At 33.3% G+C, this 14,844-nt stretch carries 18 protein-coding genes and 1 tRNA gene; 8 read left to right on the plus strand and 11 right to left on the minus strand.

What is annotated here, in order from left to right; translation table 11 throughout:
• Window positions 1-214: 214 nt before the first annotated feature.
• The 6 genes from accC to pdxA form a co-directional block, all read right to left on the minus strand.
• The gene (gene accC, locus Q0870_RS01490; RefSeq protein WP_298550399.1) at window positions 215-1,567 is read right to left on the minus strand and encodes an acetyl-CoA carboxylase biotin carboxylase subunit; all 1,353 of its coding nucleotides are present in this window, start codon (window positions 1,565-1,567) and stop codon (window positions 215-217) included.
• Between the two features lie 98 nt (window positions 1,568-1,665).
• A complete protein-coding gene (gene accB, locus Q0870_RS01495) occupies window positions 1,666-2,142 on the minus strand; it encodes an acetyl-CoA carboxylase biotin carboxyl carrier protein (protein WP_298550401.1) in 477 nt (158 codons plus the stop codon).
• A gap of 22 nt (window positions 2,143-2,164) precedes the next feature.
• A complete protein-coding gene (locus tag Q0870_RS01500) occupies window positions 2,165-3,166 on the minus strand; it encodes a beta-ketoacyl-ACP synthase III (RefSeq protein ID WP_298550402.1) in 1,002 nt (333 codons plus the stop codon).
• A gap of 182 nt (window positions 3,167-3,348) precedes the next feature.
• On the minus strand, window positions 3,349-3,552 hold the full coding sequence (gene rpmF / locus Q0870_RS01505; RefSeq protein ID WP_298550404.1) for a 50S ribosomal protein L32: 204 nt from the start codon (window positions 3,550-3,552) through the stop codon (window positions 3,349-3,351).
• A 9-nt stretch (window positions 3,553-3,561) separates the two neighbouring features.
• Window positions 3,562-4,101, minus strand: coding sequence for a DUF177 domain-containing protein (locus tag Q0870_RS01510; RefSeq protein WP_298550406.1), 540 nt, complete (start codon window positions 4,099-4,101; stop codon window positions 3,562-3,564).
• A 125-nt stretch (window positions 4,102-4,226) separates the two neighbouring features.
• Entirely contained in the window at window positions 4,227-5,279 is a 1,053-nt protein-coding gene (pdxA, locus tag Q0870_RS01515) for a 4-hydroxythreonine-4-phosphate dehydrogenase PdxA (RefSeq protein ID WP_298550408.1), read from the minus strand.
• A 71-nt stretch (window positions 5,280-5,350) separates the two neighbouring features.
• Here pdxA and Q0870_RS01520 point away from each other — a divergent pair, with 71 nt between their 5' ends.
• Window positions 5,351-5,941, plus strand: coding sequence for a riboflavin synthase (locus tag Q0870_RS01520; protein ID WP_298550410.1), 591 nt, complete (start codon window positions 5,351-5,353; stop codon window positions 5,939-5,941).
• A gap of 1 nt (window position 5,942) precedes the next feature.
• Here the strand turns inward: Q0870_RS01520 and Q0870_RS01525 are convergent, their stop codons facing one another.
• The 3 genes from Q0870_RS01525 to mce all read right to left on the minus strand — a co-directional run bounded on the left by Q0870_RS01525 (window position 5,943) and on the right by mce (window position 6,993).
• Window positions 5,943-6,146 (minus strand): PID-CTERM protein-sorting domain-containing protein, encoded by a 204-nt coding sequence (locus tag Q0870_RS01525; RefSeq protein ID WP_298550411.1) that lies wholly within the window; start codon window positions 6,144-6,146, stop codon window positions 5,943-5,945.
• Window positions 6,147-6,465: 319 nt separating this feature from the next.
• Window positions 6,466-6,539: transfer RNA gene (locus tag Q0870_RS01530), tRNA-Ile, on the minus strand.
• Between the two features lie 49 nt (window positions 6,540-6,588).
• Window positions 6,589-6,993, minus strand: coding sequence for a methylmalonyl-CoA epimerase (mce, locus tag Q0870_RS01535; protein ID WP_298550412.1), 405 nt, complete (start codon window positions 6,991-6,993; stop codon window positions 6,589-6,591).
• Between the two features lie 189 nt (window positions 6,994-7,182).
• On the opposite strand from mce, the gene rbfA reads away from it, so the two are divergent.
• Together rbfA and Q0870_RS01545 are read left to right on the plus strand one after the other, a co-directional pair.
• Entirely contained in the window at window positions 7,183-7,587 is a 405-nt protein-coding gene (gene rbfA, locus Q0870_RS01540) for a 30S ribosome-binding factor RbfA (protein WP_298550413.1), read from the plus strand.
• Between the two features lie 6 nt (window positions 7,588-7,593).
• A complete protein-coding gene (locus Q0870_RS01545) occupies window positions 7,594-8,799 on the plus strand; it encodes an FtsX-like permease family protein (RefSeq protein WP_298550415.1) in 1,206 nt (401 codons plus the stop codon).
• Between the two features lies 1 nt (window position 8,800).
• Here the strand turns inward: Q0870_RS01545 and dusB are convergent, their stop codons facing one another.
• Window positions 8,801-9,796 (minus strand): tRNA dihydrouridine synthase DusB, encoded by a 996-nt coding sequence (dusB, locus tag Q0870_RS01550; RefSeq protein WP_298550417.1) that lies wholly within the window; start codon window positions 9,794-9,796, stop codon window positions 8,801-8,803.
• A gap of 57 nt (window positions 9,797-9,853) precedes the next feature.
• Between dusB and Q0870_RS01555 the strand changes: the two genes are divergently transcribed.
• From Q0870_RS01555 to Q0870_RS01570, 4 genes are all read left to right on the plus strand, one after another.
• The gene (locus Q0870_RS01555; RefSeq protein ID WP_298550418.1) at window positions 9,854-10,591 is read left to right on the plus strand and encodes a prolipoprotein diacylglyceryl transferase family protein; all 738 of its coding nucleotides are present in this window, start codon (window positions 9,854-9,856) and stop codon (window positions 10,589-10,591) included.
• 116 nt (window positions 10,592-10,707) lie between these two features.
• Window positions 10,708-12,102 (plus strand): radical SAM protein, encoded by a 1,395-nt coding sequence (locus Q0870_RS01560; protein WP_298550419.1) that lies wholly within the window; start codon window positions 10,708-10,710, stop codon window positions 12,100-12,102.
• Window positions 12,099-12,302, plus strand: coding sequence for a hypothetical protein (locus Q0870_RS01565; RefSeq protein ID WP_298550420.1), 204 nt, complete (start codon window positions 12,099-12,101; stop codon window positions 12,300-12,302). The genes Q0870_RS01560 and Q0870_RS01565 overlap by 4 nt, the downstream gene beginning before the upstream one ends.
• Before the next feature lie 10 nt (window positions 12,303-12,312).
• Entirely contained in the window at window positions 12,313-12,519 is a 207-nt protein-coding gene (locus Q0870_RS01570) for a hypothetical protein (protein WP_298550422.1), read from the plus strand.
• Here the strand turns inward: Q0870_RS01570 and Q0870_RS01575 are convergent.
• A complete protein-coding gene (locus Q0870_RS01575; protein WP_298550424.1) occupies window positions 12,487-12,885 on the minus strand; it encodes a DUF4345 domain-containing protein in 399 nt (132 codons plus the stop codon). The genes Q0870_RS01570 and Q0870_RS01575 overlap by 33 nt on opposite strands.
• A 128-nt stretch (window positions 12,886-13,013) precedes the next feature.
• Between Q0870_RS01575 and lepA the strand changes: the two genes are divergently transcribed.
• On the plus strand, window positions 13,014-14,810 hold the full coding sequence (lepA, locus tag Q0870_RS01580; protein WP_298550426.1) for a translation elongation factor 4: 1,797 nt from the start codon (window positions 13,014-13,016) through the stop codon (window positions 14,808-14,810).
• The last annotated feature ends 34 nt before the right edge of the window (window positions 14,811-14,844 follow it).

Below are 14,844 nucleotides of genomic sequence, written 5' to 3' on the forward strand. Positions count from 1 at the left end.
CCTTTTTTATTTAGAAAAAACTTAGTTTATTTTGAGCTAAAATTTCGCAGATTGCCACGTACCTTCGTCCTCGCTATGACGTTATAAAAAAGATATAGCGAAACATTTATGTTCATGAATTCAAAAATTTAAAGTAGAAATGCATGAATAAAAGCCCGACCCTTGTGGTAACGCCATAAAAAAACTCCGAAATTGCTTTCGGAGTCTTTAGTATTTATTCTTCAACTTGTTTTTCAATAACGAAGTCTTCCATGAATTTAGTGGTATAATTCCCTGATAAATAATCTGGATGTTCCATGAGTTGCCTGTGAAATGGAATTGTGGTTTTTATGCCTTCTATTACGAACTCATCTAAAGCACGCTTCATTTTATTAATGGCTTCTTCTCTCGTTTGCGCCGTTGTAATTAACTTTGCTATCATAGAATCGTAGTTTGGAGGAATGGCGTAACCTGCGTAAACATGCGTATCTAAACGGATACCATGACCTCCAGGAGCGTGTAATGTTGTAATCATTCCTGGTGACGGTCTAAAATCATTAAACGGGTCTTCTGCATTAATTCTACATTCAATTGAGTGTAATTTTGGTGTGTAATTTTTACCTGAAATTGGCACACCTGCAGCGACTAGAATCTGTTCGCGAATTAAATCGAAATCAATAACTTGCTCTGTAATTGGGTGCTCTACTTGGATACGTGTATTCATTTCCATGAAGTAGAAATTACGATGCTTATCTACTAAAAATTCCACCGTTCCTGCGCCTTCATATTTTATATATTCTGAGGCTTTAACAGCAGCTTCACCCATTTTTTTACGAAGTTTATCCGTCATGAATGGTGATGGAACTTCTTCGGTAAGTTTTTGGTGACGACGTTGGATTGAGCAATCTCTTTCTGATAAATGACATGCTTTTCCTTTAGAATCGCCAACTATTTGAATTTCAATATGTCTTGGCTCTTCAATAAGTTTTTCCATGTACATATCGTCATTTCCAAACGCCGCTTTAGACTCTTGTCTTGCAGAATCCCAAGCATCTTTAAGATCTTCTGGTTTGAATACGCCACGCATACCTTTGCCTCCACCTCCGGCTGAAGCTTTAAGCATAACTGGATAACCAGTTTGTTTTGCTAGTTTTTGACATTCAGCAAAATCCTTAATAATACCATCACTACCTGGTACACATGGTACACCAGCAGCTTTCATGGTTTCTTTAGCATTTGCTTTATCTCCCATTCTATCAATCATTTCTGGAGATGCACCGATAAATTTAATTCCGTGCTCTTCGCAAATTTTTGAAAACTTGGCGTTTTCTGATAGAAATCCATATCCTGGATGAATTGCATCTGAGTTGGTAATTTCAGCAGCAGATATAATATTAGACATTTTCAAGTATGACTCACTACTAGCTGCGGGTCCTATACAAACCGCCTCATCAGCAAACTTAACATGCAGACTAGACTCATCAGCAGTAGAGTAAACTGCTACTGTTTTAATGCCCATTTCTTTACAGGTTCTAATAACACGAAGTGCTATTTCTCCTCTATTGGCTATTAATATTTTTTTAAACATCTTTTTTAAATTAGATAATTAGACTATTGGATTATTCTATTATTTTGGATTATTAGAATAGTATGCATCTAGTAATCGATAAATCTAATAATCTAAAATTAAGATGGGTCTACTAAAAATAATGGTTGATCAAACTCTACTGGAGACGAATCATCAACTAATACCTTAACTATCTTCCCTGAAACTTCAGATTCAATTTCATTGAAAAGTTTCATAGCTTCAATAACACAAAGCACATCACCCTCTGCAATAGTTTGACCCACTTCAATAAATAAGGGCTTATCTGGTGCTGGTTTTCTATAGAACGTACCAATAATTGGTGATTTGATTGTAATATATTTTGAATCGTCCGAACTTATTGATGGTTCGACTGGTGTTGGTGCAACTGGTTCTGATGTTGGAGCAGCTACTACCTGTTGTGGTATTTGAGCAGCAGGAACTTGATGCACAATTGTAGTGTCTGAATTTGATCCTGTTTTAATTGTGATTTTTAAATCATCCATTTCTAGTTTAACCTCACTTGCTCCCGATTTGGCAACAAATTTAATTAAGTTTTGAATCTCTTTTACATCCATAGTATTACTAATTAGTTAGTGGTTAGTCTTTTGAATTATAAGCCCATTTTAAATACGTGGCTCCCCAATTAAATCCGCCTCCAAAAGCGGCAAAAATTATATTATCTCCTTTTTTAAGTTGCTTTTCATAATCATTTATAAGAAGGGGTAAAGTTGCCGATGTAGTATTTCCGTATTTGTGAATATTCATCATCACTTTATTTTCATCTAAATCTATGCGCTGTGCTGTAGCATCGATAATACGTTTATTGGCTTGGTGCGCAGCCAACCAATCAATAGTGTCTTTTGTTAAATTATTGCGCTCTAATATTTTAACTGCGGCATCAGCCATGTTAAATACTGCGTTTTTAAATACGGTTCTTCCTTCTTGAAAAGCATAATGTCCACCTTTTTCTAAAGCTTCTGCGGTTAATGCATGAGATGAACCTCCATAAGTAGCTTGTAGAAACTCTCTACCAGTACCATCACTTCTTAAATATTCATCTTGCAGCCCTAAGTTTTCTTCATTAGGTTCAAATAATACAGCACCAGCACCATCTCCAAAAATAATACAGGTTGCTCGATCTTTATAATTAATTATAGAAGACATTTTATCTGCACCTATAAGAAGTACATTTTTATAGCGCCCAGATTCAATATAAGTTGAAGCAACAGACATACCGTATAAAAAACTAGAACATGCCGCGTCCATATCAAATGAAAAAGCGTTTGTTGCACCAATCTGAGAAGCTGTAAAAGAAGCTGTTGAAGCCGCTTTCATATCTGGAGTTGCAGTTGCAACAATTACAAGTTCTATATCTTTAGGGTTAATCCCTTTTTTCTTTATTAAATCTTGTGCTGCCTTTATAGCAAGGTAAGATGTTCCTTTTCCGTCATCTTTAAGAATACGACGCTCTTTAATTCCTGTTCTTGAGGTAATCCATTCATCGTTTGTATCGACCATGGTTTCAAGAATTTGATTGGTTAATACATATTCTGGCACATAAGCACCTACAGCTGTAATGGCTGCTGAGATTTTACCCATACCTTTTTTAAGTTAGTTTGACCAAAAATCGTAAAAATTGGATAAAAACATCCAATAATTTAGGAAAACTACTAAATTTTGGTCTAATAATATACAAATTATGTGTTTTTGTTAATTAGAAAAAGTATTTCATAAAAAAAACGCTCATAAATGAGCGTTTTAATATATGCATGCATAATTATTTATGCAACGTTTTCTACTTCTTCAGAGTTGTCAATTAATACTTGACCTCTGTAATACAACTTCCCTTCATGCCAATGAGCTCTATGATACAAGTGTGGTTCACCTGTTGTTGGGCATGTAGCAATCTGTGGCGCAGTTGCTTTATAATGTGTTCTTCTTTTATCTCTTCTTGTTTTCGAGATTTTTCTTTTAGGATGTGCCATTTTATATTTTTATTTATCCGTTAATAATTTCTTTAATGTATTCCAACGAGGATCAATATCCTCTTCTTTGTCTTTTTTGTCTTTTAGCTTTGGGCTTAATTCTTCTAATTTTTCAAGTATTTCTGAATCTAATGTACCATCTTCAACTCCTGGATGTATTCTTTTTATTGGAACAGCCAGTATAGTTAATTCGTAAATATACTGCTGAATGTTAATTTCATACGTACCGTGAGGTATAATTAAAATGTCGATATTCTCATCATTGTATTCATCACCAAAATTAACAACCAAATCAAACTCATTTTCTATAGCTTGATTATAAGGTTCGTTGGTTAAATCACAATTTACATTAACCCATCCAGAAATTTTAAAATGTAACTCTAGTAATGTTGTCTTTTTTTCTAATTCAAGACTCACATTAATGTTTACATCATTAAAATCTTCATACTCAAAATGTTCAAAGAACGTTTGCTCTAGTTTATATTCAAAACGATGTTTCCCTGTTTTTAATCCTACAAATGGGATTGTAAACTCTTTAAGTAGCTTCATAATCGCATCTATTTTGAGCCTGCAAATATATAAATTTTTATTTACCTAAAGCGAGTTATCAACATTTTTTTAAATATGTTTTTAAGGGCTTCTTTTTTTTAAGTTTTTGACTTATAATCAACTAATTAACGATGCACTTTTCGAGGTGCTTTCTTCAAGGGGTTCGCTGTAAGTTGTTCATAACTCCTTCTGTTTTTGTAGATTTTAATTGCGCTAAAAACAGCTTCTTTAAATGAGTTTTCATCAGCTAAACCTTTACCTGCTATTTCGTAAGCAGTTCCATGATCTGGCGAGGTTCTTACTTTATTTAACCCTGCAGTATAATTAACCCCTTGGCCAAACGAAAGTGTTTTAAAAGGAATTAAACCTTGATCGTGGTATGATGCAATAATAGCATCAAAATTTTTGTAATTATTTGAACCAAAAAAACTATCTGCAGCATACGGTCCATAAACTAATTTTCCGCTTTCCTTTATTTTATGGAGTGTTGGCCTTAGTACATCATCATCTTCACTACCAATAACACCATTATCTCCTGTGTGTGGATTTATCCCTAAAACAGCAATTTTTGGGCGTTCAATTTTAAAATCTTTTTTAAGAGAACTGTAAACTGTATTTATTTTTTGTTCAATTAATTCTGGAGTAATATGAGTTGAAACATCTTTAACCGGCACATGATCTGTAAACAAACCAACCCTAAGCGTATCGGTAATCATGAACATTAAACTTTCACCTTCTAACTCTTGCGCTAAATAATCTGTATGGCCTGGAAATTTAAACTCTTCAGACTGTATATTGTGCTTATTAATTGGTGCAGTTACTAAAACATTTATATCACCATTTTTCAAAGCTTTAGTTGCAGATTCTAGAGATTTTATTGCAAAGTTTCCGATTTTTGGGTCTTCTTTACCAAATTCAATCTGTACAGGCTCATTCCAACAATTTAAAACATTAACTTTATTATGAGTTATTTGAGTTATGTTATCTATAATATTGAAGTTAATTTGAGAATTAAAATGCGATTTTAAAAAAGTCATCGCTTTTGCAGCAGCAAAAATTACTGGAGTACAAAAATCTAAAAACCTTTCGTCTTCAAAAGTTTTTAAAATAATTTCTCCCCCAATGCCATTTAAGTCACCTATAGATATTCCTACTATTATATTTTTTTCTTCCTTCATTAAAAAGACAACTTTTGTTTGTAATTTTGAAATTCATTAGCGCAAATTTAACCAAATAAACAAACAATACTATGTTTACCGGAATTATTGAAAATATTGGTGTGGTTTCAAATTTAAAAACCGAATTAGATAATCTTCATATAACAATAAAAAGTTCTATAACTTCTGAATTGAAAATAGACCAAAGTGTTGCACATAATGGCGTTTGTTTAACTGTAGTTGAAATTAATAATGACACTTATACAGTAACCGCAATAAAAGAAACTTTAGATAAAACAAGTATTGGAACTTTGCAAGTACATGATAAAGTAAACTTAGAGCGCGCCATGAAGTTAGGCGACAGACTTGATGGGCACATTGTACAAGGTCATGTAGACCAAACAGCAAAATGTATAAATATCAAAGAAGAAAGCGGTAGTTGGGTATTTACATTTAAGTATGATAGCACTTTAAACAATATAACTATAGAAAAAGGCTCTATTACTATAAATGGAACGAGTTTAACTGTTGTAAATTCTAAAAAAGATACGTTTAGTGTGGCTATTATCCCTTACACTTATAAGCACACTAACTTTAATACCTTTAAAATTGGCACTATTGTTAACTTAGAATTTGATGTTTTAGGAAAATATGTTGCCAAACTTGTTGACTTAAACAGGTAGTTTATTTACTAAGTTTATTAGACAATAGTTTTTTTACACCATAAAACAGAGCGAAAGTCATACCAACTAGAACACCTCCATCAATAGGTAAACCTGGTGCTGGCGGCGGTCCTGGAACCGGAGGAGTAAGTGTCTGAGATGCACACACAAAACTTATTAATACAAATAAGATTGAGGCAAAAATTCTTTTATTTTGTATTGTCATTGAATCACAAATGTATAAAAAAAAGAGAGTTCACAAAGTAATTTTTCATTTTTGCACTTAAAAACATCCACAAAACACCAAAAACATCGATGAAATGCGTTTTTGTTAATATTTATTAACAACATCTTTAACATATTATTAAAATGAAAAAGTAATCCCTCACTTTTTATTAACAGCACAAATATATCATAATTACCGTTAAATTGAAAACTAAAATTTATGGACGCATTTTTAATCTATACTAAAACGTCTTATTTCTTAAAAAATTATATTAAAAAAAGCCTTTCAAATAAATGAAAGGCTTTACAATTTCTAGAAGTGGTCCCACATGGACTCGAACCATGGACCACCTGATTATGAGTCAGGTGCTCTAACCAACTGAGCTATAGGACCGAAATTGGAGTGCAATATTACTACTTATTTTAATTGTTAGCAAGAAAAATTATCCCTTTATCTCTTGGCATAACTCAATTAAAACACCATTTGATGATTTTGGGTGCAAAAAAACAACCAACTTATTGTCTGCACCTTTTTTGGGCTTATCATTCAATACTATAAAACCTTCTTTTTTAAGTCGCTTAATTTCAGACTCTATATCATCAACATCAAAGGCTACGTGGTGTATTCCTTCTCCTTTTTTATCAATAAATTTAGCTATAGGGCTACTCTTTTTCGTGGCTTCTAATAATTCAATTTTATTATCACCTACTTTAAAAAAAGACGTGTTTACACCTTCACCCTTTACTTCTTCAGTTTTATAATGTGGTTCTCCAAAAAGTTTTGAAAACAATTCATTCGAATCTTTAAGATTTTTTACTGCAATACCTATATGTTCAATTTTATTCATCAAAAGTTTTAATTTTTAATTTCCGCAAAATCGACAGATTCATAAATTCAATATTAACCAATATATAAAGCGAAAACAGTTCTAATATTATTAAAATTCCATATGAAAATACGAAAATCACTTTAAAAGTAACATAATCTTTAAATATCCTTTATTTTTGCAGTCTAAACCTTTAATAGGTATTTATAAATGAGTGACATAGAGGAAAGTCAAAGACAAAAAAAAATAGGAACCGTTTTACAACAGGATTTGGTTGAAGTACTTCAAGGTGCTGCCACACAAGGCGGTATGCGTGGTGTTTTAATTTCTGTAAGTAAAGTAAAAGTTACTGTAGATTTAGGTGTTGCAAAAGTATATTTAAGCATTTTTCCTAATGATAAAGCTAAAGAACTACTAGAAGGCATTAAATCTAACACGCCAGCAATTCGTCATGAACTAGCACGACGTACCAGACACCAACTACGCCGTATGCCTAATTTAGAGTTTTTTATTGACGATTCTCTGGAGTATATTGATCAAATAGAAAAATCTTTAAAAGGGAAAGAAAACCCAATAAAGGATCCCTCGATATTAGAAAAAAGAAAAAAACATTAAAACCATTTGAGCTTTTCTCTTCATATAGCTAAACGTTACTTACGCTCAAAGAGCACCAACAATGCTATTAATTTTATAACTTATATTGCTATTATTGGTGTTATTTTAGGCTCTGCATCTTTATTTATTGTACTTTCTGGTTTTGCTGGTTTAAAAGAATTTACACTACAGTTTTCAAGTGAAGTCGACCCAGATTTAAAAGCAGAAACCGCTATTGGAAAGTCATTTATTTTAACTGATGCCGAAACCAATAATCTCAACAACCTTGAAGATATTGCCTATTACTCCAAAATTATAGAAGAACGCATTGTTATAGCCTCTGAAGATAAAAACACACTTGCCATTTTAAAAGGAGTAGATAAAAATTTTCAAAACGTAGTTGCTATTGATTCTACTTTGGATCATGGAAGTTGGTTAGAGCAAAAATCCAACCAGTTAGTTGTGGGCTGGGGCATTTCAAATAGTCTTTCGCTAGGTGTTTTAAACTTTATAAAACCCATAAACATCTCTGTTCCTAAACCTGGTAAAGGACAAATAACATCTATAAAAAATGCGTTTAACAATGTAAAAGCAATAAGTGTTGGCGTATTTTATATTAACGAAGAGTTAAACGACTCCTATGTTTATGCACCCATAGATTTAGCAAAAAACCTGTTGAACTACAAAGCCAATCAAATCTCATCAATAGAGTTTAAACTTAAAAATGATGTTGATGAAACACAAGCCATAGCGAACATTCAAGCTGTTTTGGGCAATAAAGTTATTCTAAAAAACAGGGCGCAACTAAATGATGCCCTTTATAAAATGCTAAACACAGAAAATTTGGCGGTATACTTATTACTAACCTTAGTATCTGCTCTATTAATTTTTAACGTAATTGGATCTATCATTATGATGATTTTAGAAAAAAAACAATCTTTAAATACTCTTTTTAATCTTGGATTTTCAATAAAAAATATACGAAATATTTTCTTCATACAAGGCTCGGTAATAACAGTTATTGGTTGCTTAACTGGCTTATTTTTAGGATTATTAATAGTCGCTTTGCAAAAAATGTTTGGTATAGTTCCTATAACACCTACACTAGCTTACCCCATGAGTATTAAACTTGAAAACCTTATACTAGTGTTTTTAACTATTTCTGTGTTGGGTATATTTTCATCGAAAATTGCCTCTGTACGAATTACAAAATCTTTAGTGCAGAATATATAGATTATTTTGTAAACTGATACCCAGCAAACTTCTCCAAAACCTCATCAAAAGCAGCAAAAACATCCTCAGAATGGTCAGAGGTTACCATTTTCATTCGGTATTCTTTAAAATGCGGAATGCCTTTAAAGTAGTTGGTATAATGACGACGGGTTTCAAAAACGCCTAAAATTTCGCCCTTCCAATCAATAGACATTTGTAAATGTCTTCGAGCAGCTTCAACACGTTCTTCAAGAGAAATAGGAGCTAGATGCTCACCAGTTTCAAAAAAGTGTTTTACCTGTTTAAAAAACCATGGATTCCCAATACTTGCTCGTCCAATCATGGCACCATCTAACCCGTACTCATCTCTCATTTCCACAGCACGCTCAGGAGTCGTTATGTCTCCATTTCCAAAAACGGGAATGTGCATACGTGGATTGTTTTTTACAGCTGCGATAGGTTTCCAATCTGCATCACCTTTATACATTTGCGCTCTAGTACGCCCATGAATAGCAATGGCTTTACAGCCCACATCTTGTAAACGCTCTGCAACCTCAACTATTTTTATAGATCTATCGTCCCAACCCAAACGGGTTTTTACAGTAATGGGTATGTTGGTACGCTTCACCATTTCGGCAGTAAGTTGCTCCATTAAACAGATATCTTTTAAAATACCAGCACCAGCACCTTTGCTCACTACTTTTTTTACGGGGCAACCAAAATTAATATCAATAATATCGGGTTTAGATTCTGTTACAATATCAATGGTTTGTAACATACTATCCAAGTTTGCACCAAAAATTTGAATACCTACAGGGCGTTCTTTTTCATAAATATCTAGCTTCATAACGCTTTTTGCAGCGTTACGAATTAAGCCTTCGCTAGATACAAACTCGGTATACACCACATCGGCACCTTGCTCCTTGCATAAGGCGCGAAATGGTGGGTCGCTAACATCTTCCATTGGTGCTAAAAGCAATGGAAAGTCTGGAAGCTCTATGTTATCTATTTTTACCAAGCGTTAATTTTTGAGCAAAACTACATCTTTTATCTATATTTATAAAAAATTCAATCGTTGCAAATTCCTTTTGAGCCACAACTTTTTGGCTACAACATAAATATTCATTTGGTTTTAGAATATCTAGCCTTTTTTGTGGCGTTTAGGTATTACGTTTTTTTACGAAAACACAGCTCTGATGTTATTTCCTCAAATAATAGACTTTCTATTATTCTAGGTGCTGCTTTGGGTGCTTTAATTGGTGCTAGATTAATTGGTTTTTTAGAAAACCCTATGATTACTTTTTCGCAGGAAAATATTATTCAACTTCTAAATACAAAAACCATTATGGGAGGTTTATTTGGAGGTTTATTGGGTGTGGAATTTTCTAAAAAACGTATTGGAGAAACTAAATCTTCGGGTGATTTGTTTACGTTTCCTATTATTTTAGGGATTTTTATTGGTAGAGTTGGTTGTTTTCTTTCTGGAGTTAATGAGTTTACTTATGGTAAAGAAACATGTTTTTTTATGGGAATGGATTTAGGTGATGGGGATTTGCGGCACCCAACATCGTTATACGAATTAGTATTTTTGATTCTTCTATTTTTTGGATTGAAATATATTAAGAAGAATAAAAACTTGAAAAGTGGAGACTTGTTTAAATGGTTTATGATTTTTTACTTTGGTTTTCGATTTTTTATTGAATTTTTAAAACCGAATGTTTTTTATGTATTTGGATTGAGTACCATTCAGATTTTATGTATAATTTGTTGGCTGTATTACTATAAAACTTTGAGGAACTTGAACTCTAGCTAAAATGCCCGCGTTAGGGATTGCAGTGGATAGCCCACAGCCTGACGAAGGAAGTGCGAGGACTTGTAACGGAAAGCCCGACCCTTGTGGTAACGCCCAAATAATTAAAAAAACAAAAAATGCCTGTTAGAAATTATACGTATTACGATTTTACTTTAAGCTTGTGCCCGGAATGCCTAAAGCGTGTGGATGCTAAAATTGTGTTTGAAAATGGTAATGTTTATATGCTGAAACGCTGTAATGAGCACGGAAATTCGAAGGTGTTAATTGCGGACGATATTGAGTACTATAAAAACATTAGAAACTATAATAAACCAAGCGAAACACCCTATAAATTTAATACACAAACGCACTATGGTTGCCCGTATGATTGTGGATTGTGCCCTGACCATGAGCAACATTCTTGCTTAACGGTTGTGGAGGTTACAGACCGTTGTAATTTAACTTGCCCAACGTGTTATGCTGGGTCTTCTCCATCCTACGGAAGACACCGAACTTTGGAGGAGGTTAAGGCGATGTTAGACACTATTGTTAGAAATGAAAAGGAACCTGATGTGGTGCAAATTTCTGGTGGAGAGCCTACTATTCATCCGCAGTTTTGGGAAATTATGGATTATGCGAAATCCCTTCCTATCAGGCATTTAATGTTGAATACAAATGGGATTAAAATTGCTAAGGATATCGCTTTCGCGGAAAGACTAAAAACATACGCTCCAGATTTTGAAATTTATTTACAATTTGATTCCTTTGAAAATAGTGTATTGCGTGAACTTCGTGGGGCAGATTTAAATCATATTCGTGAGCAAGCCATTACTAATTTGAATGCTGTAAACCTTTCTACGACTTTGGTTGTTACACTTCAAAAAGGATTAAACGACCATGAGATTGGAAAAATTATTGATTATGCTTTAAAGCAAAAATGTATCCGTGGTGTAACGCTTCAGCCAACACAAATTGCAGGACGTTTGGAAAATTTTAATCCGGAAACAGATAGGATGACACTTACCGAGGTACGCCGGAAAATTATGGAACAAACGGATATTTTTAATCCAGATGATTTACTGCCTGTGCCATGTAATCCAGATGCTTTAGTTATGGGCTATGCCTTAAAATTGGAAAATGAGGTGTTTCCGTTAACACGCTATATAAACCCAAATGATTTATTGGATAACAGTAAAAACACCATTATTTACGAGCAGGATTCGCAGTTACAAGATAAAATGATTGAGCTTTTTAGCACTGGGAACTCGGTTGAAGTTGCTGAAGAAAACCTAAAAAGCATTATGTGCTGCTTGCCAAATATTGATGCTCCAAATTTAGGTTACGACAATTTATTTCGTATTATTATTATGCAATTTATTGATGCTTATAATTTTGATGTGCGCGCTATTAAAAAATCGTGTGTGCATATTGTAAATAAAGACAATAAAATTATCCCGTTTGAAACCATGAATTTGTTTTATCGTGATGATAAAAAAGCGCGTTTAGAGGAATTAAGGAATGAGATATCATGATTAGTTTATTAGTAGAAAATGCTGCTTTAGGTTGGTATATTATTTTAATAATATTCCTAGCTTTTGGAGTTCCAACAATTCTTTTGATAGTTGGTATAGCTATAAGACAAAAAAATAAAAAAGTTTCGAACGTCTTACTAATTATAACAGCAGTTTATGCTATAATTGGTTTAGGTATTTGTGGTAGTTTAATGTTTTAAATTTTTGAAAATGATACATTTTTTAAGTCCGAATATGAATTTAGATGGTTTGCTATATTTAATCATAGCTATCATGTTTGGCCCTGCCATTATACTAACCATAATTGGTGTTGCAGTTCTTAAAAAGAATAAAAAAGCAGCCAAAATATTATTTATTCTTGCTGCTGTTTATGTTATTGTAAGTTTAGGAATTTGTGGTGCTTTGATAGCGGGATAAAACCCAAAGCCCGTAAAAACCTAAGAATAATTCTGCGAACGTCCCAAAAATATATCCGAAAGTTGGCGTGCCATCAACAGCTAAACTTAATAGCCTCCCGAAACCTAACCCCAACATAAAAATTAGATTTGTTATTAAAGCAAGTTTTAAATAATTAGCTTTAAAAATTCCTAAAACCCAAAGTATTGAAAACCCTAAATACAAACCCATTATAGCTTTAAAAAAATTGTGCTCATCAATAGTATTTAAATAAATATCAAATTGCGAATCTGGATTAAACCCGTATACAAAAGCCACAGGAACAACGATTAAAACAGAGATAATCAAGTGGATTTTATTAATGAAATCCTGTTTGGTTTTAATCATTTTTACAAATATTTTTCTGCTAAAATAACAAAGACCTGTTAGGTTTTAAAAACCTAAGGGCTCTAACTCTTAAAACTCAACTAAAAACCTATATCTTTGCGGCATCTTTTTTATGAAGATTGTTGACTATGAAGAACATTAGAAATTTTTGCATCATTGCACATATAGATCACGGTAAAAGTACACTTGCGGATCGCTTATTAGATTATACTGGATCAGTAACAGCTAGAGAACAACAAGCACAACTATTAGATAGTATGGATTTGGAACGCGAACGTGGCATTACCATCAAATCGCACGCCATCCAAATGGAATATGAGTTAAATGGTGAAAAATATGTTTTAAACCTAATTGATACTCCTGGTCATGTTGATTTCTCTTATGAAGTATCTCGGTCTATAGCCGCATGTGAAGGCGCTTTATTAATTGTTGATGCTGCACAAAGCATCCAAGCACAAACCATTTCTAATTTATACTTGGCTCTAGAAAACGACTTGGAGATTATTCCTGTTTTAAATAAAGTAGATTTACCAAGTGCTAACCCTGAAGAGGTTACAGATGATATTGTAGATTTATTAGGTTGCAAACCAGAAGAAGTGATTCACGCAAGTGGAAAAACAGGTTTTGGAGTTGATAACATACTAGAGGCAATTATAGACCGCGTTCCGGCTCCAGAAGGTGACCCAAATGCACCACTACAAGCCTTAATTTTTGATTCGGTTTATAACACTTTTAGAGGTATTGAAACTTATTTTAGAGTGTTTAATGGTGAAATTAAAAAGGGCCAACATATAAAGTTTGTGGCAACAGATAATGATTATTACGCTGATGAAGTTGGAACTTTAAAATTAAATCAAGTTGCAAAACAAAGTGTAAAAGCTGGTGATGTTGGCTACCTTATTACTGGTATTAAAACCGCTAAAGAAGTAAAAGTAGGCGATACCATTACCGACTTTGCAAAACCAACAACTAATATTGTTGAAGGTTTTGAAGATGTAAAACCAATGGTGTTTGCTGGTATTTATCCAGTTGACACTGAAGATTATGAGGAGCTTCGTAACTCTATGGAGAAACTACAATTAAACGATGCTTCGTTAGTATTTGCCCCAGAAAGTTCAGCAGCATTAGGCTTTGGTTTTCGTTGTGGATTTTTGGGTATGCTTCACATGGAAATTATTCAAGAACGTTTAGAGCGAGAGTTCGATATGACTGTAATTACAACAGTACCTAACGTATCATATCATGCCTACACGAATAAAAACCCAGATGAAGCTTTTATAGTAAATAACCCTTCCGATTTACCAGAACCTTCAACAGTTAATAGAGTTGAAGAGCCTTTTATTAAAGCAACCATTATTACAAAAGCAGATTTTGTTGGAAATGTAATGTCGCTTTGTATTGAAAAACGAGGGCTTATTACCAATCAAACTTATTTAACTACTGAGCGTGTTGAACTAACTTTTGAAATGCCTTTGGCTGAAATTGTATTTGATTTTTACGATAGGCTAAAAACAGTATCTAAAGGTTATGCTTCTTTTGATTACCACCCAATTGGAATGAAAGTATCAAAATTAGTTCGTTTAGACATCTTACTTAATGCACAGACGGTTGACGCTTTATCTGCTTTAATACATGCCGATAACGCGCAAAATATAGGTAAAAAAATGTGCGAAAAGTTAAAAGAATTAATTCCGCGTCAGCAATTCGATATCCCTGTTCAAGCGGCCATTGGTGCTAAAATAATTTCTAGAGAAACTATAAAAGCACTTCGAAAAGATGTTACTGCTAAATGTTATGGAGGCGACATTTCGCGAAAGCGTAAGCTACTCGAAAAACAGAAAAAAGGTAAAAAACGTATGCGCCAAGTTGGTAATGTAGAAATACCTCAGCAAGCGTTTATGGCGGTATTGAAACTAAATGATTAAAAAAAGAAAAAATGTGGCAAATTAAATTTAACAC

This window comes from uncultured Algibacter sp. (assembly GCF_947487575.1).
GTDB lineage: Bacteria > Bacteroidota > Bacteroidia > Flavobacteriales > Flavobacteriaceae > Algibacter_B.

Coding starts and splice junctions, on each gene's coding strand:
- accC (WP_298550399.1), bottom strand. CDS start 1,567: ATGTTTAAAAAAATATTAATAGCCAATAGAGGAGAAATAGCACTTCGT.
- accB (WP_298550401.1), bottom strand. CDS start 2,142: ATGGATGTAAAAGAGATTCAAAACTTAATTAAATTTGTTGCCAAATCG.
- Q0870_RS01500 (WP_298550402.1), bottom strand. CDS start 3,166: ATGGGTAAAATCTCAGCAGCCATTACAGCTGTAGGTGCTTATGTGCCA.
- rpmF (WP_298550404.1), bottom strand. CDS start 3,552: ATGGCACATCCTAAAAGAAAAATCTCGAAAACAAGAAGAGATAAAAGA.
- Q0870_RS01510 (WP_298550406.1), bottom strand. CDS start 4,101: ATGAAGCTACTTAAAGAGTTTACAATCCCATTTGTAGGATTAAAAACA.
- pdxA (WP_298550408.1), bottom strand. CDS start 5,279: ATGAAGGAAGAAAAAAATATAATAGTAGGAATATCTATAGGTGACTTA.
- Q0870_RS01520 (WP_298550410.1), top strand. CDS start 5,351: ATGTTTACCGGAATTATTGAAAATATTGGTGTGGTTTCAAATTTAAAA.
- Q0870_RS01525 (WP_298550411.1), bottom strand. CDS start 6,146: ATGACAATACAAAATAAAAGAATTTTTGCCTCAATCTTATTTGTATTA.
- mce (WP_298550412.1), bottom strand. CDS start 6,993: ATGAATAAAATTGAACATATAGGTATTGCAGTAAAAAATCTTAAAGAT.
- rbfA (WP_298550413.1), top strand. CDS start 7,183: ATGAGTGACATAGAGGAAAGTCAAAGACAAAAAAAAATAGGAACCGTT.
- Q0870_RS01560 (WP_298550419.1), top strand. CDS start 10,708: ATGCCTGTTAGAAATTATACGTATTACGATTTTACTTTAAGCTTGTGC.
- Q0870_RS01565 (WP_298550420.1), top strand. CDS start 12,099: ATGATTAGTTTATTAGTAGAAAATGCTGCTTTAGGTTGGTATATTATT.
- Q0870_RS01570 (WP_298550422.1), top strand. CDS start 12,313: ATGATACATTTTTTAAGTCCGAATATGAATTTAGATGGTTTGCTATAT.
- Q0870_RS01575 (WP_298550424.1), bottom strand. CDS start 12,885: ATGATTAAAACCAAACAGGATTTCATTAATAAAATCCACTTGATTATC.
- lepA (WP_298550426.1), top strand. CDS start 13,014: ATGAAGAACATTAGAAATTTTTGCATCATTGCACATATAGATCACGGT.